Annotated in this window: 15 protein-coding genes and 3 tRNA genes; 9 read left to right on the top strand and 9 right to left on the bottom strand. The window is 50.3% G+C overall.

The window, feature by feature from the left end:
• Positions 1-88 precede the first annotated feature (88 nt).
• The gene (gene fmt, locus E7746_RS07705; protein WP_136410403.1) at positions 89-1,051 is read left to right on the top strand and encodes a methionyl-tRNA formyltransferase; all 963 of its coding nucleotides are present in this window, start codon (positions 89-91) and stop codon (positions 1,049-1,051) included.
• Here fmt and sov read toward each other — a convergent pair whose 3' ends face one another.
• From sov to E7746_RS07730, 5 genes are all read right to left on the bottom strand, one after another.
• Positions 1,052-8,470, bottom strand: a complete 7,419-nt coding sequence (sov, locus tag E7746_RS07710; protein WP_238337151.1) for a T9SS outer membrane translocon Sov/SprA — start codon at positions 8,468-8,470, stop codon at positions 1,052-1,054.
• A 49-nt stretch (positions 8,471-8,519) separates the two neighbouring features.
• Positions 8,520-9,101, bottom strand: a complete 582-nt coding sequence (gene ruvA, locus E7746_RS07715) for a Holliday junction branch migration protein RuvA (protein ID WP_123396846.1) — start codon at positions 9,099-9,101, stop codon at positions 8,520-8,522.
• A 118-nt stretch (positions 9,102-9,219) separates the two neighbouring features.
• Positions 9,220-10,836, bottom strand: coding sequence for a tetratricopeptide repeat protein (locus E7746_RS07720; RefSeq protein ID WP_123396845.1), 1,617 nt, complete (start codon positions 10,834-10,836; stop codon positions 9,220-9,222).
• A gap of 73 nt (positions 10,837-10,909) precedes the next feature.
• A complete protein-coding gene (locus E7746_RS07725; protein ID WP_168184334.1) occupies positions 10,910-11,878 on the bottom strand; it encodes a PstS family phosphate ABC transporter substrate-binding protein in 969 nt (322 codons plus the stop codon).
• Between the two features lie 25 nt (positions 11,879-11,903).
• Entirely contained in the window at positions 11,904-12,143 is a 240-nt protein-coding gene (locus E7746_RS07730) for a hypothetical protein (protein WP_123396843.1), read from the bottom strand.
• A 311-nt stretch (positions 12,144-12,454) separates the two neighbouring features.
• Between E7746_RS07730 and E7746_RS07735 the strand changes: the two genes are divergently transcribed.
• From E7746_RS07735 to E7746_RS07750, 4 genes are all read left to right on the top strand, one after another.
• Positions 12,455-13,732: a replication-associated recombination protein A gene (locus E7746_RS07735; RefSeq protein ID WP_136410405.1), complete on the top strand. Its 1,278-nt coding sequence runs from the start codon at positions 12,455-12,457 to the stop codon at positions 13,730-13,732.
• Positions 13,733-13,875: 143 nt separating this feature from the next.
• Positions 13,876-14,352, top strand: coding sequence for an RNA polymerase sigma factor (locus tag E7746_RS07740; RefSeq protein ID WP_168184335.1), 477 nt, complete (start codon positions 13,876-13,878; stop codon positions 14,350-14,352).
• Positions 14,349-14,870, top strand: a complete 522-nt coding sequence (locus E7746_RS07745) for a hypothetical protein (RefSeq protein ID WP_136410408.1) — start codon at positions 14,349-14,351, stop codon at positions 14,868-14,870. The genes E7746_RS07740 and E7746_RS07745 overlap by 4 nt, the downstream gene beginning before the upstream one ends.
• Positions 14,857-15,327, top strand: coding sequence for a DUF4252 domain-containing protein (locus E7746_RS07750; RefSeq protein ID WP_135947602.1), 471 nt, complete (start codon positions 14,857-14,859; stop codon positions 15,325-15,327). Before E7746_RS07745 ends, E7746_RS07750 begins: the two co-directional genes overlap by 14 nt.
• Positions 15,328-15,469: 142 nt before the next feature.
• Here E7746_RS07750 and E7746_RS07755 read toward each other — a convergent pair whose 3' ends face one another.
• Genes E7746_RS07755 through E7746_RS07765 form a run of 3 tightly spaced genes read right to left on the bottom strand, consistent with a single transcriptional unit; the run spans position 15,470 to position 19,880 of the window.
• Positions 15,470-17,794: a patatin-like phospholipase family protein gene (locus E7746_RS07755; protein ID WP_136410410.1), complete on the bottom strand. Its 2,325-nt coding sequence runs from the start codon at positions 17,792-17,794 to the stop codon at positions 15,470-15,472.
• Entirely contained in the window at positions 17,769-19,016 is a 1,248-nt protein-coding gene (gene serB / locus E7746_RS07760; RefSeq protein WP_123396837.1) for a phosphoserine phosphatase SerB, read from the bottom strand. The genes E7746_RS07755 and serB overlap by 26 nt, the downstream gene beginning before the upstream one ends.
• 12 nt (positions 19,017-19,028) lie before the next feature.
• Positions 19,029-19,880: an ATPase gene (locus E7746_RS07765; protein ID WP_123396836.1), complete on the bottom strand. Its 852-nt coding sequence runs from the start codon at positions 19,878-19,880 to the stop codon at positions 19,029-19,031.
• Between the two features lie 284 nt (positions 19,881-20,164).
• Here E7746_RS07765 and E7746_RS07770 point away from each other — a divergent pair.
• From E7746_RS07770 to E7746_RS07785, 4 genes are all read left to right on the top strand, one after another.
• A tRNA-Gly gene (locus E7746_RS07770) sits at positions 20,165-20,237 on the top strand.
• 63 nt (positions 20,238-20,300) lie between these two features.
• Positions 20,301-20,373 (top strand) — tRNA-Gly (locus tag E7746_RS07775).
• 25 nt (positions 20,374-20,398) lie between these two features.
• Positions 20,399-20,482: transfer RNA gene (locus tag E7746_RS07780), tRNA-Leu, on the top strand.
• 404 nt (positions 20,483-20,886) lie between these two features.
• The gene (locus E7746_RS07785) at positions 20,887-21,462 is read left to right on the top strand and encodes an ORF6N domain-containing protein (protein WP_136410411.1); all 576 of its coding nucleotides are present in this window, start codon (positions 20,887-20,889) and stop codon (positions 21,460-21,462) included.
• Positions 21,463-21,497: 35 nt separating this feature from the next.
• Here the strand turns inward: E7746_RS07785 and E7746_RS07790 are convergent, their stop codons facing one another.
• Positions 21,498-22,262, bottom strand: a complete 765-nt coding sequence (locus E7746_RS07790) for a response regulator transcription factor (protein ID WP_136410413.1) — start codon at positions 22,260-22,262, stop codon at positions 21,498-21,500.
• Positions 22,263-22,273 lie beyond the last annotated feature (11 nt).

Consider the following 22,273-nt stretch of genomic DNA (forward strand, 5'->3'; position numbering starts at 1 on the left):
CGTAACCTGTGTTACATATATCTTTGGCTACGTTACACGATTAGCCAAATCACATAAAAATCACTAACTTTGCGAAAATTTTATCGACATGAACAAGGAAGAACTGAAGATAGTGTTTCTCGGAACGCCTGAATTTGCGGTCGAGAGCCTCAAGCGCCTCCACGAGGGAGGATACAACATTGCAGGCGTAGTGACGATGCCCGACAAGCCTGCCGGACGCGGACACAAGCTGCTGCAGTCGCCGGTAAAGCAGTATGCCGTGGAACACGGAATGCACCTCATGCAACCCGCCAACCTAAAGAACCCCGAATTTGTCGACGAGCTGCGCAGCCTCAATGCCGACCTGTTTATCGTCATCGCTTTCCGAATGCTTCCCGAAGTGGTGTGGAGCATGCCCCGACTCGGCACGTTCAACCTCCACGGATCGCTGCTTCCCAAATACCGAGGCGCCGCTCCGCTGAACTGGGCGGTGATAAACGGCGACACCGAAACGGGTGTGACTACATTCTTCCTGAAACATGACATCGACACCGGCGACATAATCGACCGCCGAAGCATCCCGATAAATCCCGAAGACAATGTAGGTGACATCCACGACCGCCTGATGATGCTCGGCGCCGAACTCACCATCGACACCGTACAGCGAATACTCGACAGCAACCTGACGACAACGCCGCAGGACGAGCTGACCAAAGGCGTGGAACCCACACCGGCTCCCAAGATATTCAAGGAAACATGTCACATCGACTGGACACGTAACGCACGTGACATACACAATCTCGTGCGCGGACTGTCGCCCTACCCCGCCGCATGGTGTGAAATTGTGTCGACCGACAACGACATCAAGACTATTAAGATATTCACAACAGCCGTTACCGACGATAACGCATCGGCCGCGCCGGGAACCATAAAGAGCGACAATCACCGCATGCTCATCGCCTGCGGCGACAAGTGGCTCGAAGTGCTGTCGCTTCAGCTTTCAGGAAAACGACGCATGGATACAGCCGAATTTCTGCGCGGATTCAATCCGGCCGCCTATAAGGCACAATAGTCATCGGTCAAGGCTCAGATTAAGCGTAACACCGTAACTTCCCGTGCTCGTGGGGTAAGCGCTCGATGAAATGAGCGGAGTGTTGACCTGACGGTCGATAAACGCTCCGAGCGTCACCCTGCGGTTAAGCACATAATTGGCCGAAATGTTGAAGCCTATCGTCCTCGTGCCCGATGTGGCCTGGGTATAGTCGGTTTCGATGCGTCGTATGAGAGCCTGATTCTGTTGATAGGAGAAATCGGCATTCACCGTGAGGTCGTTGCTTATGCCGTGGCCTGAGCCGCGCAGTCGCAGCACGGTGTTGAATCCCACAATTTTGTAGCCCACTCCCACCGTGACATTGTTGCTGCAGGCTTCAACAAGCTGTCCGGCATCGGAATTGAGCGTCAGTGTGCGACCGTCACGATATTCGGCGCTTATGCGCAGGTCATTCTTTAGCGTGACCTGAATGCCGAGCAGCGGAGCAAACCGTTCAGTTATTGAAACCGACGATATGTTGTAGGGTGACGAAGGCACAGGCTGTCCCGTCAGCTCATCGCGGGTGAATCCCAAATCACCGTCGACACTCATCCAGTCGAGGAATGACGAATAGGAGCCTACCGTGTAGGTACACTGATAGGCATGAGAGAGCGTCACCGCCTTGAACCATCGGTCGAGCGAACCGATGCGAATCAATCCGTCATAGGTCACGCGCCAGTTGGGCAGCACATGAGCCAGCGACGGGAAGGGATTAAGATATATCTTGCGTGCATCAACGCCCGTGTAAGCGGCTAAAAACGCAGGTATGAGCACATCGCTGCTTGAATGGTTGACTCCCGCAACCGAGGGGTCAAAGACGCGTCCTGCGACAGGATTGTCCTTCATGAAACCGCCCATAGGATAACGCAATCCAGCATAACGTGCCTCGACACGCCCGGCCACAACAGGTATATTCTCCAGGAACCGGTCAAATGCGTCACTATGGTATCCGTCGATAGCCTTAAAGCGATGAAGCGATGTGGCAATGGCGCAATGCGTCTTGGTGTAGCTTCCGGTGCGCGTGACAGGCATGTCGTCATACATGAATTGTATCTGATTGGTGCGGTTGTCAGTGCGGTTGTTGGTGAGCTTGATTTTAAGTCCCCTTATGGGTTCGAGGTCGATTTCAAATGTCACCTCACTCGTGCGCGACCATATAGCCGGCGATGTCTGTCCGTCGTCACACAACAGCCATCCGCGCTCCTTTGCCTTGTTCACATAATCTTCGTTGACAAAACCGAAAGCGAAGTCCAGTCCCGGAGCCATGGGGCCGTAACTGCGCGACTGTCCGAATACATTGCCTATCTCGGGATTAAACAGCGGCACCGACAGCGACCCGGTGGAACGGAAGCGCACATTGACGCCTCGCAGCATCATGGCAAAGCGGGTGGCGTGCTCACCGATGTCACTCCATGTAGTGCGGCGATTGTCGATAACCTCAGTTACCGTAAACTTAAGATTTTGGTCGCCACGGCTCAATACCTCGACACGGTTGCGGTCAAGGACTTTGGTGCGCACTCTATAAGGCTTTCCGTCAAGTGTCGTGGCCGCAACCCTCACCTTGTTGTTGCGCAGATTGTGTCGTATCACGATTGAAGTGTCGGCCGACAATTTGAACGTTCGCTCGTAACGCTTGGCTCGCGTAGGCGCAGCGCTTCCACGGCTCGATGACGAAAAGCGCCGATTGACCCTCTTGAGATATTCAAATTTATTATACAGTCCTTCAACATTTATGCGTCCGTCGACATTCCACGAAGCCTGGCTGTTGATGGTGTTGCCTATGTCGACACCGTCAATCTCAGCTCCGCGATTCCAGCGGTACACGGCATTATAGCTCATTGTACCCGACATGAAGTCAAGCACAGGTATGCGATTGAACGGAGCGCGATATGACGCGACAAAGCTCTGATTGTAGGCCCACGGCGTGCCGAGGTGCATTATGCTGTGGATTACGGTGTCACGCCACTCGCGGTAACGGTCGGGAAACAATTTGCGATTCACGGCTCCCATTGGCTCGTCGATTCGTGCCGATGTATTGGATATGAACGTGAAGCTCAGCCGATTGGTAAGATTCCATGTAAGGTTTAACTGACGGTCCCACAGAAAATTCTTTGACACCGAAACCGGCAACGTGAAATCGCGGTCGACCTCACTGCGTGTCTGCGACTCATAGTAGTAGCGTGACATCGTTGTGATAAACGAAATGTTGGCGGGCAGATAATTCAATTCAAGTTCCGACAGGAATCGCAGGTTACGCAATTTGGAGCCGATCCATCCGAAGGGTTTGACTCCCTTTACAAACGGATTCCACTGATACTGGAACGAGCCGCGATAATCGTTCACATATTGATACTGAGTTGTGGGATTACGGTCGTTACGCTTGTTAAACGAGAAATTAAACGTGAAGTTGGCCGGATCCCAGGGCATGGGATTAGCGCTTCTAACATCAAAGCGCAATCCCGATATGCTGAAACTCTTCACCGTAGAGCGATCGACGGCATAATTCATTATCGAGTCACGCTCGGCACGTGTGTCGGCAATGTCGAGGGCATCCTTCAGAAGCACGTCACGGTCGAGAGGATTATATTTGGGTGTGCTCTTCTCATTCATCACCGAATAGAACACGGGAGCACGCAGCTTCATCTTTTCGGGTAGGAAGCGCCCCACATCGACTTGAACAGCAAAGTTGTATTGACGGTAATCGTCCATGCGCCGCGAATTGAGAGGCTGGTCCACCGCACCGAAACCTGATGTTTCATAATGTGTCCCGAAGTTGAATGTCGCTATGTCCGATACTCCGAGATTGACATTGGCCTTTGCCGCCCAACCTCCGCTCTCGTCAAAGTCGGTCACCTTCAATTCATTGACCCACACAATGCCGTCGCGTGCCGTCGACGCATTGTTGCGCACACCTATCATCATCACCCTCACATCGCTCAACGAGGGATTTCCGAGCACTGACATGCGATTGGATTCCTTGTCGGGGTCCCTGCCCTCAAACACCTTGTTGTAGCTGACAGTGCTGTTTTCGCTACGCATCGCCGCATTTCGCATCTTCTTCAGGTCAACAAGATTCTGCAGCACGAAGTCAAGGCGATTGGCCTCGGGCCACACCTTGTAACGCTCACTCGCCGGCTCCTGTGAATAGTGTCCGTGAGGAGTCAGTTCAAGAGGTATCTCATACTCATAGTAGTTGTTTTTCACATCGGAACCAAGTCGCAGGAACAGTGAAAGCTCACCCGACTGCAGATTGGTCAGGTCGTCAATAAGGCTCTCGGCATGTACCCACATCTGAATACGCTTATAGTTACGCAAATCGAGGGATGTGTTACGGTAGACGGCACGTGCGTCACCCGACTGAAGCCCTGTCACCTTCATCGACATCGACTGCTCGTTGAGCTGCGTTATCTGCGACTGTCCCGGGTCGGTTATTCGGCTCACACCCGGAGGCAACACATAATTCACAGGCTCGCGCCCTGCATTCTCCTCGATGTTTACAACCGACAGGTCAAGCTCGCCTTCGGCCGGAGCGTCACCTCGCGAATTGAGATTGAAGTCATAGGCCCGCCACTCCCCGCGCACAAGCTCTAGAGTAGCAAAGCGCAAATGCGTAACCTGCTTGAACCCGGTGAGGAAAATGCGGGCAAACCTTACGGTCGAGAAGTCGGATATGGAGCCTACAATGCGTTCATAGTCGCTCAACGGAATCTTGAACTGATACCACTCCACCTGCTGATTCTCACCGTCACGTGTACGCACAAGCGACACCTGCTTGTCGGTGATGTAGTTCTTTCCCACCACAAGATCTTCGGGACGAATCGACACCTTGTACTGGAAGTAACGCTCATACTCGTTGAGCGTGTTGTCCTGATTTATATCCTCGACATCGGGGCCAGTGCGAGCCGACTGATACAAAGGATCGGGAGCATCCTCGGGCGAAAGCGAGTTGCCTTCAACTCCGTTGTAACGCTTGTAACGCTCCAGAATCGATAGCCGCTCGGCATCGTAGTCGTAACCTCGGTAGAAGTGGTAGTTGTCGCCGGCCGGGTCATTGAATGCCGAAAAGCGGTCGCTCTTCATTCGTTCTATCGTGGAGGGCGGAAGCTTGCGCTGCAACCGCTCAAGATAGTCACGATAAGCACCGAAACCGAACTCCTCATCATTCTTCAAGCCGTCAAGACCCACATCCTGCACAAGTCGCGACCCTCGGTTGTTGTCAAAGGCATAGGTCAATGAATTCTGCTTGGAAACTCGTCCCCACACCGTTTCGGTGAGATACTCGTCGTTACGGTCGTAGGGTATTCCATTCTCGTAGGACTTCATTCCGTCCTTAAGTATGTCCTCGCTTATCTCACCGAAGTTAATATACATGTCACCGCCGTCATAATTCGGGTTGTCGGGGTCGAGAAACGGATTCATCAACCAGAACTGCACATACTCAATATTGGCCTGCTCGAAATTAGTGTTGTCGAGTCGCCTCATTATACCACCCCATCGCTTCTCGGGATTAAGCAGCAGTGCGTTATCGTCGATGTCGAATGCATCAAGGTTATAAGGGCCTCGTTCAGTGGGATAGTATGACAGATTCAGTGTCTGTATTATGTTTGATTCGCCGTAGTTGAGCTGACGGTCGGGGAAAATCTCGGTGGATGTGACTTCACGCACATAGGGGTTGGAGAGCTGCTTCAGGTCGGATGCAATATATCCCGGCACGAGCGACGAGTTACGCTGCGTGAACATGCGGTCGATGTAGTACCATGCAAGCAGCGCGCGGTTTTTGCCATAGTCGACATTATTGGACAACGCCGCCTCGGGGAACAGTGCATCGGGGCCCGCCTGATAAGGTGTCGACGCCAGATTCCATGCGTAGGGCGAACGGAGGTCGATGCCGGTCTGTGTCGACTCAAAATCATCGACATAGGAGCTGCCCTTGTTGGAACCCGACTTCTGTCCGCGAGGCACAAGGTGGGCAAACTCGGCCTGCACATTCAGTGTCGACGGCTGCACGGCATTAACCGTAGGAATCTTGTTGATGAGATTGGTGAGCCAGAAGAATTGCTTGTTATAGGAGAGATTCAGTCCCCATATAGTGTTGTTTATAATCTCGTCACCAATGTTGACCTTCTCGGTAAGCGCCTTCTCCGAGAAGTGCATCACTGTGGCGCCGAGATTGAAGTCGTTGCTGAACCTGTAATTGAGGTCGAGTCCGAGCAGTGTCTTGCGCTGGGTGCTGAACAACGATTGATTTTCAAGCGTGACGCTTATGCTCTGCCCCGAATCGATTATGCTCTGATTGGTTATCGTCACGATACCCATCGAATAGTCGACCGTGTAGTCGCTGTTTTCAACAAGGCGCACACCTCCGGCCATCACCACAACCGACCCACGCGGCACATTCATGGCGTTAAGCCTTATCTGTGCGCCGTTGGAGGCCTGATATTCACCGGTAAGAATGAATTTGTTCTTATCGGCAAACTGGCGTGCGACGACAAGTGTCGAGTCATACAGCTCCTGGTACACGTAACGTTCGGCAATGACAGGATTGTCAATAGCTCGGGCAAGATGCTTTCCAAACGGCTCCACCACGGGAAAAATCACCTTTCCGGTCGAAGGAAGTATCGTGTAGCCGTCGATGAAGTCAAAGAGTCCATCGGGATTGGACGCCTCGTTGGCGTCAAGACGGTCAAGATTCATCACCTGCAGCAACGGCTTGTGGGACAATCGGGCTATAGGGAGGTAATTTATCGGTGTGCCGGTAGTGTCGCTCAGATATTTTATATTCAGCTTGAAATTGGACGGCTCCACCTGATAGGCCCCGAGCGAATATACATTCTTCATCATCAGATGCCACATGGGCTGATGCGGGTCGAACGTGGTGCTCTTTAGCATCTTGACATAGAGCGACTGGTCGGACACGGTTATGTCGGATGAAAACTCGCCCACCTGAAACACCTGCCCGTTGTAGGTGTATTCATAGGCCACGCCAAGCACCTCATCAGCATTTAGCGCGACATTCAGCGACAGATATCCGAGCGTGGAATTCAGCGTGTACTCCGACGACTGTAGAAGTCGTGCGCTCTCAACTTTCTCAAACTCCCGGCCTCCTTCTATACCGAATGCCTGCAGTGGCGCAAGCGCCTGCGTGACCATGTTGATGTTGCGTGCATCGGGATATTCATCCTTGATAACCGTCAACAGATTGTTGGAGCGATTGGATGTATTTTTTATAGCGGGATCGGGACGCCAATAGTCGCTTGCAAGCACCTTGCTCTCGCCAAGATCCATGAAAGCGATAATGTTGCGCGATTGACTGTAGTTGCCGCTCTTGTTGGTAATCCACACCTCAATGCGCGTTATCTTGACGCCCGACGACACGAGAGGTAAGCGCGAGGCAAACTCATCGTAATTGTCGCGGAAGAAGTGTCCGAGAAAATAGTGACGGTTGGCATCATATTCATCAGCATTGACGGTAAACGGAGTTGTCTGCACTCCACCACGGGTGCTCACCGAGCGTGACTCACTGTTTTGCTGCGACACCAATGCCGTAGCCGTGAGTCGGCCAAACTGAAGCTGCGTCTTGATACCGAACAGCGCAGTGCTTCCGCGTATCAACGACGAGCCGGTGGTCATGCTCACGTTACCGGCCTCTATCGACTTGACGATGTCGTCCTCGGTGCCGTCATATTGCAGCTTGATGTTCTTGCTGTCAAAGTCAAATGTCGCATCGGTATTGTAATTCATGCCGAATTTCAATCGGTCGCCCACCGATGCATTCACAGTTGCCTGAATCTTCTGGTCGAAGTCGAAATAGGTCTTGCGTCGCGAGGTCAGCGACAGGGCGGGATTATCGGTCTTGGTGCTTTTTATTCCGGTGGATATGAGCACCGTACCGCGTGTGCGAAGCTGAATGCCACCGGGGCCGAATATGCGTTCGAGCGGTCCCGAAGCGAAACTCATGTCGAGCACATTGAAGGGCTCACGCTCCTTGACGCTACGCCCCTCGGTCATTGAATTGCGACGGTTGAAGTAACGCTGCATCGAGTGGCGCATGTCGATGTCGTAATATTGCGAAGGAGTGAGCATGAAAGGTGTAGCTATGTCCCAGTCGCCAACTTTGGTGCGCACGATGTAACACCCCGACTCGGGGTCATACTCAACTTCAGTGACAACATTGGAGGGAGTGTCGAGATCAAGAGCAAACTCATCCTTGGCAAGCGACTCATAGTCGGGAGCGACAGTAGGACGCACCGGGAAGCGCAATGAGAGGCTGTCAGTCGCCCCGTCACCACCTTCTCCGTCGCCCGGCTCGGCGGCAAAAACCGAACCTGCCATGCAACCTAACACACAGCAAACCGCTACGATGAGAGCCCAACGGCATATATGATGAATTATACCTTCCATTGCATAGTGGATGTCCACTCCCGACAGCCACTATACCTCGTCACTATCTTTAAAGCATGGCAAGAGCCTTCTTTATAGCCTGCTCCACCTTGATTGAAGGATCGGCATCAAAGAGCTTCTTCAACACTTTCTGCGACTGCTGACGCGCAAAGCCGAGCATCACCAGTGCGGCAAGAGCCTCGTCGTAGGTATCGGATGTAGCCGACGGTTGTAATAGTAACGCTTCCTCGGCGGGTTTTATTTTATCCTTCAAGTCGACAATGACACGTTGCGCAGTTTTTATTCCTATGCCCTTCACATTTTTAAGCCGGGCATGGTCGCCGCTTACAATAACCACCTCCAATTCAGGGGCGGGAATCGACGACAAGATGATGCGGGCAGTGTTGGCACCCACTCCCGACACGCCGATAAGAAGGCGGAAGAGGTTACGTTCACGCTCATCGACAAATCCGTAAAGCAGATGCGCGTCCTCGCGTATCACTTCATGGACAAGAAGCTTCACATCGCTCTTCCCTTCCAAAGCCTCGTAGGCCGGAAGTGTTATGTTGAGCATATATCCGATACCGGCAGTTTCAAGCACGGCATAGGCTGGAGTCAGCTCTGAAAGCACGCCCTTTATATATTCTATCATAAACGCATATTTTCCACAAAAATACAAAAATATCGACTGCTTGCAAAAACTCGCCGACATAAAAAAAGTCGCTCTTTACGAGCGACTTTTTTATATTGATATGGTAGGATAATGCCTGTTACTTCATCTTGTCGATGTAATCGCGAAGAGCCTGGTTGGTGGGATCGAGTTCGTAAACCTTCTCGTAGTACTCCTTGGCCATGGGCACATCACGCTCCGAGATGTAGTAGGATGCAATCTGGCTGTAAGCCTCGTTGTAGACATCCTTGTTCTTGGTCTTGTTTTCGGGATCCTTGTCAAGCATCGAAACAACCTGCATGTAAGTGTCGGCCATCTCCTTTGAGGGCTGATTGTCGTTCTTCACGAGGAACATACGGGCCTTGTTACGCACGGGAACATAGTGATCGGGAACACGCTCGATAACCTGGTCGATGGTAGCGATTGCGTTGTTGATGGCGTTCTGCTTCTTCTCTGAACCGTTCTCCGAAGTAGCGGCTACGTTCTGATAACGGTTGGCAAGAATAACGAGGTCGTTGGTCACATAGTCACCACGGTCAATGAAGTTCTTGAACACCTCAAGAGCCTTGTCGTAGTTCTTCATGCCTGAATAAGCCGAGCTGAGTGCCTTGTAGAGGTCGCCCTTTTCAGGATTAACCTCAAGAGCCTTCTCGTACTCAAACACTGCAAGTGAATCCTCACCGAGTTCCTCAAGTACCTGAGCGTAGGTAGAGTAGTCATTGGAGGTGTACTTGTTCTTAGGATCGTTGAGAGCGAAGAAACGCTGAGCGAGCTGCTTAGCGGCAGTGTAGTCCTTCATTGCAGCCTTGTCAAGGAAGGCGATACGCTGAAGCTGGAAGTTGTTGGGATCGCTGGCAAGAAGCTTGTTGGCAATGGCAATACTCTCATCGTAGTGCTGACCGTAGTAGAGAAGTACTGAATAGCGCACCTCATCCTCGGTAAAGTGGTTGGGGTTGTTGATGTAGTCGCCATAAGCCGATGCAGCCTTTGCCCACTGGTCGTTCTGATAGTACTTCTCAGCGAGTTCGCGCTGACCGAGAGCTGAATTGGGGCTTTCCTTAAGAAGCTCCTGCAGCTTTGCGATAGCATATTCGGGGTTCACGTTGAAGTAAGCGTTGGCATACTTAACGTAAGCCTCGGGCAGACCCTTTGAATAAAGGATAGCGTTCTCGTAGTTTCCGGCAGCGTCACCCCACTCCTTCTCGGCAGCCTTCATGTCACCGCGAAGAACGAAGATGTCGGGTTCCTGCTTGTTGGCCTTGTAAGCCTGCTCAAGATTCTTGTCGATTTCCTTGGCATACTTAACGGGGTCGGTGTTGAAGTAAGCGCGAGCGATGGCAACCATCACCTTGGCATTCTTCTTGTTGATTTTGCGAGCCTCATCAAAGTAATTTGATGCAGCCTTTGCGTCACCGCCCATAAGTGCGAGTTCACCAAGACCTACCTTGTTGAAGGCGTTGTTGGGATCAGCGGCAAGGCCCTTTTCAAAGTCAGACTTTGCTGCGGTCAAATCCTTGTCATGAACGGCGATTGCACCAAGATAGTAGTAGGCAACAGCCTTGTCGGTAGAAGCATCGTTAAGATTACGCTCAAGAAGAGTCTTGGCGTTTTCGTACTGTCCGGCCTTGAAGTATTCAACTCCGTCCTTGTAACCTTGCTGCGCCGATACGCTTAAAGCCCCTGCAACTAACAGGGATAACAAAAGTTTGATTTTCATCGTTTTAATAAATCTGTTTTGTTGTTATTTCAGTTATTATAATATTATGAGCTTTGTATTGTTTCAAATAATTCTAATTCAAATTCACCATACGCGGTTGTACCCGAGCCGGCAATATACCTGTGCGCTGAATTATCTTCTGGCCTATTGTGCCGGTTACGAATGAATAAAAACCGTGGGAAAGACTGCCATTGGCCGATGTCGTAATCATGTAGATCGAGCGATATAGCGGATAGCGTCCGTCGTAGATGTAACCCTGATAGGGCTTATAGGCTTCGATGCTGTCGTCGCGGCGCACTTTAAGAACCTTGATTGAAGTGTCAAACTCGGCCACCGTGGTGTCCTGACGCTCAAGCGACTTTATGCGCTCCTCGCGAGGGAGGTCACGTGTGCGCATGTCGGCGCTGATCCAGCTTACTCCTATTATACCGAGCGCACTCTTGCGCTGCTGAACCTGAGCAAACACCTCCTGATTGGAATTCTGTGCGTAGACATTGGGCGAGAATTTGCGACCGTTCATCAGCGAATCACGCATATACTGCACGGTGCTCGAGCCTTCGTTGTCAAACACTACCTGAATCTCACCAAGCTTGCTGGGCTCGATTTGATCCCATCGCGTGATTTCGCCCGACAGAATTTCGCCGATCTCCTTTTCCGAAAGTATCTCAACGGGATTTCCGGGGTTTACTATAAGGGCGATGGCATCTACCGCTATGCGATTGGAGCGCACGAGCTTCTTCTCGCTCTTGAGGTAGGCCTTCTCCTTCTCGGTAAGGTCACGTGCTATCACAATGGTCTTGGTGCGGAAATCAAGAAGAGAGTCTATGCACGCTTTTTCGGAAACGTAATAGGGGATGATGTTGGCATTGCCTTTGGTGGTGTACTCAAACACATCAATCTCCTGATTCATTATGTTTTCAAAGCTGTCGTCACACACTATTGTCGCCAGTCCCGAAGTACTGGTGTTGGTCGGGGCCTTACGGCAGGAGCCAAGTCCGAGCAGTGACGCGCTTAATAATGCTATGGCTATTTTCAGTTTCACGTTATTCAGGATTAATTATTACTTACTATTCAGGATCGCCGACATTACGGTCGATGCCCTTGAATTGCCGATAGGCTCTCCAAAGTCCGTAAACGATGAAAAGACATCCGCCAACCCAACGAAGCCATTGCCAGCCGTTGTCCATCCAGTTGAAATAGTTGATTAACAACAAAATACCCATTCCTACGTATATTATTATCATAATAATACCGAAAATGGTGCGAGCGGTCTTTCCGCCATTGTTTCCTGTTCCTTCGTTGCTCATAACAAAAAGTTTTTAGTGTTTAAATGATGCGGCATACGCTTGAACGAATGCCTATATCATACTAACACCCGGCTTAGTTAATAGTTCGTAAACAAACGATTGCACAAAGCCTGCAATATAATTTCCGGCCTGAGAGGAGCATCGTGACAATACTCTTTCACCGACCAAAATTTTAGGTTTGTAAAGTTAAATAAAAAATCTCAATTTAGTAATCATGGGTTAACATATTAATTACAATTAACACGCAGATTCCTCTTTTTTCATCGATTTTAGGTACTTTTGTAATAGAAACAAGATTCAGAAGCACAAAAATGCAAGCACCACTGGCCGAGCGGCTACGACCGCGCACAATCGAAGAATACATAGGACAAACTCATCTGGTAGGCGACGGTTCCATACTGCGACGCATGATCGACACCGGTCATGTGGCATCGTTCATCCTGTGGGGTCCTCCCGGAGTGGGCAAGACCACGCTTGCACGCATAATAGCCAACACCACCGAGTCGCCGTTCTATACACTGAGTGCGGTTCACTCGGGAGTAAAGGAGGTGAGAGAGGTGCTTGAACAGTGCAAAGCCGACGCCCGAAGCATATTCTCAAAAGGGCGCCCCATACTGTTTATCGATGAAATCCATCGCTTCAACAAGTCGCAGCAGGACAGCCTGCTCGGTGCTGTCGAGAACGGAACCGTGACATTGATAGGAGCCACTACCGAAAATCCCTCATTTGAAGTGATTCGCCCGCTATTGTCACGCGCCCAGGTATATGTGCTTAAGCCTCTCGAAGAGGAGCAGCTGCAAGAGCTGCTTCAACGCGCCATAACCACCGATGAAATCCTGAAAAAGCGTGACATCAGGGTCGAGAGCACCACGGCCCTATTCAGATTCTCGGGAGGTGACGCACGCAAATTGCTCAACATCCTCGACCTGCTGGACCAATCAACACCCCAATCCGAACCTATTGTAATAAACGACGAGGTGGTCACCAACCGACTGCAGGAGAATCCCGCCGCATACGACAAAAGCGGCGAGATGCACTACGACATCATTTCGGCATTCATCAAGAGCATCCGCGGCAGCGACCCCGATGCGGCAGTCTACTGGCTCGCGCGGCTCATAGCCGGAGGCGAGGATCCCAAATTCATAGCCCGCCGACTCGTAATACTGGCCGCCGAGGACATAGGCCTCGCCAACCCCAACGCGCTTCTGCTCGCCAACGCCACATTCGACACCATCCACAAAATCGGTTGGCCCGAGGGGCGGATTCCGCTGTCGGAATGTGCCATATACCTTGCCACATCGCCCAAGAGCAACTCGGCCTACATGGCCATCGATGCAGCATTGAGTCTTGTCGAGAAGACAGGCAACCTGCCCGTGCCGTTGCATCTGCGCAACGCGCCCACCAAACTGATGAAAGAGCTCGACTACGGCAAAAACTACAAGTATGCCCACGACTATCCGGGCAACTTCGTGCGACAGGAGTTCATGCCCGAAGAACTCGGACATCCATCGCTATGGAAACCCGGTGAAAATCAGTCGGAAGCAAAGCTGCGCGCACTACAGGAGAACCGCTGGGGCAAAAAAAATTGACATTTTCTGTCACATTTTTCCTCATTCATTCGTCTATAATATGTATTCATCGATGACGCCCTCCAAGAGGAGAGCATCACCGCTGCTTAAACCATAAAAATACCGACGAGCAACTACCAATGGACTCTACGACTTTCAAAAAAATGATATTGCCACACTACGAGGAGATGTATCGGGTGGCCTATATCATCCTTGAAGATCGACATGATGCCTTTGACGCAGTGCAGGAAGCAGTGGTGAAGTTGTGGACGAAGCGCGAAGAACTTGAAGGAATCCAGTCGGCCAAGGGTTTCTGCATGACGACAATAAAGCGACAATGCATCGACATGACAAGGACGCGCTATCGCCGTAACGAGCCTCTTGACATCGCGTTGGAAAACGACGAAGCCGATGACGACCTCGTCAAGCGCATCGACCAGCGCGACACGCTGGAAAAGGTGACGCAGCTGATGGATACACTGCCGGCCATCCAACGCGAGGCTTTGAGGCTGAGAGCCTACTCCGACTGCTCAGTAAAGGAGATTTCGGAGTTGCTCGGAATAACCACCGACAACACAAGGACTCTGCTGTCGAGAGCCAGGCGACAACTTAAAGAACTATACAAACATCTCATAAGATGAACGAGGAAATATATCAAATAAAACAACTGCTAAACCTCTATTACTCGGGGCTTTCGTCGCAAATCGACGAAAAATGCCTTGACCGCTACTTCGCCGACATGAAATCGGTGCCCGAAGAGCTTATTGTCGACCGCGACCTCTACATCGCTTCAAGAAAGCGTCCCCACATAGAGGTGCCCGAAGATCTTGGTCCGCAGCTCGGATTGCTAATCGATCATCTCGAGCGCCAGGAGCATACCCACAACCGAGGCCGCCGCTGGATCACAACCGGAAGCGTAGCTGCCGGAGTGGCTATAGTAATTTCGCTGGCGACATTCTTCTTTTTCGGTTCGGAGAGCAATCCCTATGAGATAACCGACCCTCAGATTGCATCGTTTGAAACCGAAAAGGCGCTCCTTGAGGTGTCGGCAAGCCTGAAAAGAGCCGACAAGCAGATGGCACTTGTAAATGATGAGATAACCAAAATAGGTATATTGTACAACGACTTTCTAAACGCTAACAACGATGAAGTTAAGTAACTACATATTGAACACAATGTTTGCGGCAATGCTGCTGATTCCTGCGTCACTGACGGCCCAAAACAAGACATTTGAAAATCTCGCCAAGAAAGAGAATGTAGAGTATGTCTACATTCCGCAATCGATGCTCAAGTCTATGGACGGAATGCAGTTTAACGGCTCAATCAACCTGTCGCAGGCCGTAAACAAGCTCAAAAGCGTTGAAGTACTCGCGTGTCTGGATCCCGTTACAATCGAAATGATAATACCCGCGCTTAAGGAAGATGCCGATAAGATGGAAACATTGAGCAAGGTAATCGACGAGGGCGACTCGGTCGAAATATATGCAGTGCGTAATGGAGAGCGATTCAGCGAGTTGTACATAATCAATGTGACGCGCTCCGACGCTGACAAGCACGAGCTGTCGGCCATCTACATAACTGGCGACTTTTCAGCCGACGACTTAAAGAATTTATAATCGATACTTCTACAACATAACCAGTAATAATTCAATTTACATTTTTATTAAATAAACATCCGCTTCAAAAACTCATCAGGCACATAAGCTGGCGAAGCCAATGTGCCTGAATTTTTTATACCTATGTCAGTAATAAGCCCCGTCAATGCATGAACGTGGGGGCGAGGAAGAAGAGTCCGAACGACAGTCCGAAGTTCCACTTTGTACCGGGATTATTACAATAGTTGGCATAAGCCGTGAGATGGGCAAACGGCAGTGAATAGATGGCCGCCACCTCGCCAAAGAATGCCGGATCGCTGAACCAATCGCCGTAATGCGGCGGTACACCTGCCTTTCCGCCCTTCACCCTGCGCCAGGGCATGAAGCCGTGGAACTCGCCACGCACCTGAAACATCTGGCTGATGGTCCATATCGGTTGCAAGCCCAGCGTGACATACTGCGGAGCCGATAATGCCGTGTTGAACACGCTATAGGTCGATGCCGTGGGATGAAATGCGGGAAGCATGACCATCGTAGCCGCATAGTTGTCATGGAGCTTTTGCGATGAAGCCACCACGTTGCCCTCAAAACCCATAGTGAAATTACGGCTTACGCCCCAATAGCGTTCATAACGGAATGTAAACTCACCCCACCCATTTGTGTCGCGCACCTCAAGCGAATTGTCGTTCAGCGGATAGTAGTATTCATTGCCGTAAACGCCGTCGAGCGTGGCCCTTATCAACATTCCCGATGTTGGATAGAGCACATCGTTGAGCGTATTGTAGGCATAGTGCAGCCTAATTTGTCCGAGCACATTAGTGAGCCTGTCACGGTTGTCGGCGCTTACAATCAAGTCCTTGTAGAATCGTGAGCTAAGGCGCCCCACCCCGAGGTCGAGCTCAACCTTTCCGCTGCGTCCGGCCGCCATGCCGTAACGCAATCGGGCAAAAGCCTCCGACGATGTAACCAACGTGCTTCCGCTGTCATAGAATATGCGGTCGTTGTCATACATCTTATGTCGTGAGATGACGGCCTGAAGCTTCAAGTAGGATGGGATGGCCGATTTCATCGAAAGCCTGAGGTTTAACGCGCCGGCAAGATAGTTCTGCCCCACCCATCCGTTTATATCGGAGTTAAGCGAATTGAAGCTAAGCGTATTGTAACCGGCCGATAGGAACAGCATCGAATTGGTCGACGAACTGATATAGCCGCCAACTCCCACATTGAAGTTGTTTTTTATGTCGGCACGCAGGTCGAGCGTGAATGTACCCGTGGAGTCATTCAACTCGGCATGCGGCACCAGATTTCGCAACTTGCCCGGCGAGATGGCCCTGTAATAGGCATCCTTGGCCTGAGCGAGCCCGAATGTATCGGTGCGACCGTTGGTGAACATATATTTTATGAAAGCATTCTGCGACGGAGTGGCACCGTGAACCGTTACCGAATCAAACTCCACGTAGGGGGTCTTGGACTTGAACACGGCCCTGCGCAGCTTGCGTGCTTCCGATGGAACTCGCGCCGTGACGCGGCTCTTTATCGAATCCATCATCGACATGGCATGGTCATAACCTATTTTATATATAGTGCGACAAGCCTCAAAGTCAAGAAGCGAGAACTCTTCAAGGTGGATGCGAAGCTTTATGCCCTCGTCGGCAGGAAGCGAATAGTCATTATTCTGTATTATCATGTCCTCGACCTGGCTGAAGAGGTCGTTGATATTAGGCTTGGAATCGGGCGAACTCACATCGACACCTATCATGATGTCGGGAGCGAAATCCTCGCGCATTACATCGACAGGAAAGTTGTCGTAGATGCCGCCGTCATAGACCAGCACACCGTCCATTTCGATAGGCTCAAACACTATGGGAAACGACATTGACGCACGTATGGCATCGCCGAGCGAGCCCGAGCGACACACAATCTTGTGCTTGTTGTAGACATCGGATGTCACGCACCTAAACGGAACAAACAACTTGTCGAAATCATCGCCGCACTGGGCCGAATAGGCAGCAAAGAGATTCATGAACTCAAAGTTCATAGGCAGCGGATTGATTATGCTCGACGGAAGAATCGACTTTGTAGCGGCACTGTCGCCGAGATTCACATTCACAGTAGCGAGCCGAGGCGTGGGATCATCCTTGGCATAATAGTAGACGAGCGACGGATCGATCTCGCCGGTCGACCAGTAGTGGAAGCCCTTTGATTCAATAAGTTGCATCATCTCGGCGGGCGTATATCCCGACGCATAAAATCCGCCGACAATCGCCCCCATCGATGTTCCGGCAATGTAATCAATGGGAATGTCGTTATCCTCAAGAGCCTGAATCACGCCTATGTGGGCAATGCCTTTGGCACCGCCACCGCTTAACACAAGGCCTACCGACTGCTGAGCATCGGCAACCCCACTACAAGTTAACAAGATGATCGAAGCCCCAAAGGCTACGACATATTCCCTCGCTTTTTCAATAATTTTTACTTTTAGAGCCATCGGAAATGAAAGAGTCTTTAAAACCTATAAAATATAACACTCCATCAAGCCCGATTGTTGATATGCTCTGCCCTGCCGTGGCCTTAACCTTAGGTTTGGCATGGAAAGCGATTCCAAGTCCTGCCGTGGCAAGCATGGGAAGGTCGTTGGCTCCGTCACCCACCGCTATGGTCTGCGCTATGTCGATGTTTTCGACCTGAGCAAGAAGCCTTAACAGCTCTGCCTTGCGTCGGCCGTTGACAATCTCGCCTACGTAACGGCCGGTAAGTTTGCCGTCGACTATTTCAAGTTCATTGGCGTATACATAATCTATGCCGAATTTCTGTTTAAGATAGTTGCCGAAATAGGTGAATCCGCCCGAAAGTATCGCTGTCTTGAATCCGGCACGTTTCAGCACCTCCATCATGCGGCCCACGCCTTCGGTCACGGGAAGATGCTCGGCAATGTCACGCATCACACTCTCGTCGAGTCCCTTGAGAAGGCTTACACGCTCCCTGAAGCTTTCATCGAAGTCGATTTCGCCGCGCATGGCCCGCTCGGTTATAGCCTTAACCTTGTCACCCACCCCGGCGCGCATTGCAAGCTCGTCGATCACCTCCGTTTCAATGAGCGTCGAGTCCATATCGAAGCACACGAGGCGACGACAACGGCGGTACATAGTGTCCTCCTGAAGAGATATGTCAAAGTCCTCACTGCCTGACAGCTGCATGAACTGCGACTGCATTTCGCTCACATCACGCGGATTTCCACGCACCGAAAATTCCACGCACGACTTGGTGCGCGACTCGGCCGTTTCCTCAAGCGGAACTCGACCGGTCAATCGCTGAATACTGTCAATGTTAAGATTCTGGTCGGCAATTATACTTGTCACGGCAGCAATCTGCTTCGCAGTCAGCCGTCGGCCGAGAAGCGTCACTATCCAGCGGTTTTTGCCCTGCAGCGTCACCCACTCCTCATATTCGGCAACCGATATGGGAGTGAAGCGTATCTGCACGTTGAGCTCGCTCGCCTTGAACAGCAAGTCCTTCATTATGTTTCCCGACACGTTACTATAGGTCTTGAAAAGCAGTCCGAGCGACAATGTATGGTGTATGTCACTCTGTCCTATGTCAAGAATCGCCGCATCGTAATTGGCAAGAATCTCGGTAAGCGCCGATGTCACACCCGGGCGGTCATATCCCGATATGTTGACAAGAATCAGTTCAAGGTGAGGCTGTTCCATGCTGTGTTATTGTTACAATGTCGACGAATGATACTTGACAAGCCCCTCCATAGGAGTTTTCAGTATGGTGTCAATCTTGGCGTCAAGCGCATCGGCCGCCTCGTTAAGCACCGACTTATAGTGATAGGCAATCGAGCCTACGAAGCTCACAGGAAGTGTGCGATAACGGTCGTACTGTGCCACATTACGCACGAAGAACGACTTGAACTCATTCAGCACAAGACGGTGTATGGCAGGCTCCTCGATGTTTTTAAGCAGGAACGGAGTTACCGATGCCAAAAACCGGTTGGGAGATGGCTCCTTATATACACGGCGCACTATAGCATTACGCTCAAGATTATACTCATCAAGGAATCGGTCGCACAGCTCACGGGGAAGCTGATGCTTGAGCACATCGCCTATCAGCAGTCGGCCGAGCACGGCGCCACTGCCCTCGTCGCCCAGGATGTATCCGAGAGGGCTTACGTGATCCTTTATCTCATGTCCGTTGTAGTAGCAAGAGTTGGAGCCGGTGCCGAGTATGCAGGCAATACCTTCGTTATGTCCGAAAAGTGCGCGTGCGGCTCCGAGAAGGTCGGAGTGAGCCTCGATGGTTGCAACATTCAGATTCTGACGGATAGCTCGTCGGACATTTCGGCAAACCTCTTCATCGATGCAGCCCGCACCGTAGAAATACACTTCAGTCACCTGCTCGGCAAGGTCGCCGAGCTGAAACATCAATTCATCATCAAGATACTGCGAAATCTCCTCTTCGGTGAGCATAAGCGCATTGAATCCTGAAGTAAATATCTGCTTGACCACATTTCCGTGATCGACAAGACACCATTCAACTTTGGTGCTTCCGCTGTCAGCTATCAGTTTCATCTTATTCCAACAAATTAAAATAGACTGCAAATTTACAAAAAAATCCATATTGTCATTTAAAATGCAGCCATAGATTGAATCCTCGCTCAACATTTCGGCCTTCCACCCCGCTAATAGAGCCAAAACAGGCCGACTCGTCATTCTTCAAAAAATATATCAAATTATAACAATCTGAAAATCAATAGTGATTAAAAATAATCACAAAAAAAGTTCCAATAAGTTTTGGCAGTTTAAAAATAATGCCTACCTTTGCATCGCAATCGCGAAAAAACAGGTTGCCCAACGCGAAAATAGCTCAGTTGGTAGAGCACAACCTTGCCAAGGTTGGGGTCGCGGGTTCGAGTCCCGTTTTTCGCTCAAGAGTACAATAACATACTTAAGTCAAGACTCCTTGAGCCAATCAAGAAACAATCGCAATTCGCGAAAATAGCTCAGTTGGTAGAGCACAACCTTGCCAAGGTTGGGGTCGCGGGTTCGAGTCCCGTTTTTCGCTCAAATTCAAGGCGACTTGACCAAATGTCCGGGTGGTGGAATTGGTAGACACGCTACTTTGAGGGGGTAGTGGCCGTTGGGCTGTGTGAGTTCGAATCTCATCTCGGACACCTCGAAAATCCGCAAGTAATTGAACTTCAATACTTGCGGATTTTTCTTTTTTATTCCCGTCAACCATCTGTCAACCAAACCAATATAAAATTAGACCGAATTGGAAATCACAAATTGTGATATCATATTCCGTCAAGATGGGAATGAGGCGTAAACAGCATGTGTTCACGGAACTTGGCATGGCTATACCGTCCTAAAACCTTTCGTAATCTTTATATCGCACCGTGCATGATGAACTCATGTACATTGAGCAGCTTACCTAAGTGATGCCATTTCAACTGTTTTTCACCCGATTTCCATGTTTTATCAATTATTGTCATTATATTTGCATTTGCGTGATTTTTACTGCTTTCGCACCGTCCGGCATTATGGAGGTCTACCAAATCAATATATAAGCTAAGCCATGAACGAATTGCAGTTAATCCAGAGCAAAATCTACGAAATACGGGGTCAAAAAGTGATGCTCGACAGAGATTTGGCCGAGTTGTATAATGTCACGACCTCCAATCTTAATAAGGCAGTAAAACGAAACATACGACGCTTTCCCGATGATTTTATGTTTCAACTGACCAAAGCCGAATTTGACGAGTTGAAAACAAACTTGATATTCCAAAATGGAACATCAAACTGGGGCGGTACTCGAAAGTTGCCCTATGCTTTTACGGAGCAAGGATTGGCCATGCTTTCGGGATTGCTAAACAGTGACATTGCAATTAAGGTAAATATCAATATAATGCGGGCATTTGTTGCAATCCGTCAGATGATAGCCGACAATTCACCGCTCAAACGACTTTCCACGCTTGAAAAGAACTTCAACGAACTAAAGCAGGACTTGGAAGAGATTTTTGCCGACTACAACGACATCAACGAAGATACACGCGCCCAAATAGAAGCAATCAACACCACACTTGCCGAGCTTCAGGCAAAGCCCAAGAACACGCCCCGCCGCCCCGTAGGCTTCATTAAACCCAAAGAATGATAAACGCGGGGATAGCTGCCTGCGCACTATGATCGTCAATGAATCAGGTGCATTCTAAACCCGATTTCAACTGCGGCAGCGGTATTGGTAACGCGAAGTCGTGAAAGTATGTCCTGACGATGGCGGCTTACAGTATGCACCGATATATTAAGCTTATCGGCAATCTGCTTGCTCCCCACCCCTTTAGCCAACATAGAAAGTATCTCAACCTGACGCTTGCTGAGAAGCAGGTTATCGTACTGAAGATACTGCTCTGAATCCACAGCCTTGCCCGTACGCGTATTTGTCATGCACCCCTCAACCGATCCGTGCGCCAACGGGAAAGGCACATAAGTGCATAAGCCAAGCCAAAGACTGCCGTTGGTATTGCATATTATATAACGTATCGTGTGAAGCACCGACAACGTTGTTCCGTCGGGCTGACGAAGATGTATCAGGCAGAATGCATTGTAGTCGGGCCTCTCCTCAACAGGTATCGACTGAAGGAAATGATAGAACCTGAGTTCAAGAATATGCCGTTCAAGCAGCTCATCAGCAGGAATTGTATTGAATATCTCGCTCTCAAAAGCCGAACTGCTGTTCTCGGTATAATCGGGAAGGCCTAATGCATGACCGAATTTACCCGAGTATATATAGCACACATCCTGCTGCAAATCCGATATAACCGCAATGCCGTTGGTAGCCTGCGCGTAGGCATAGGCATACTCTTTTGCATTTTCCAGCGATTCATCTTTCTGAGCGTCATCGACAAACTGTTGTCCGGTCAACAGCTTTTTCAATCTTAGTTCGTGTTCCTTCATTTCAAATTTGG

Source organism: Muribaculum gordoncarteri, assembly GCF_004803695.1.
In the GTDB taxonomy this organism is placed as follows: domain Bacteria; phylum Bacteroidota; class Bacteroidia; order Bacteroidales; family Muribaculaceae; genus Muribaculum; species Muribaculum gordoncarteri.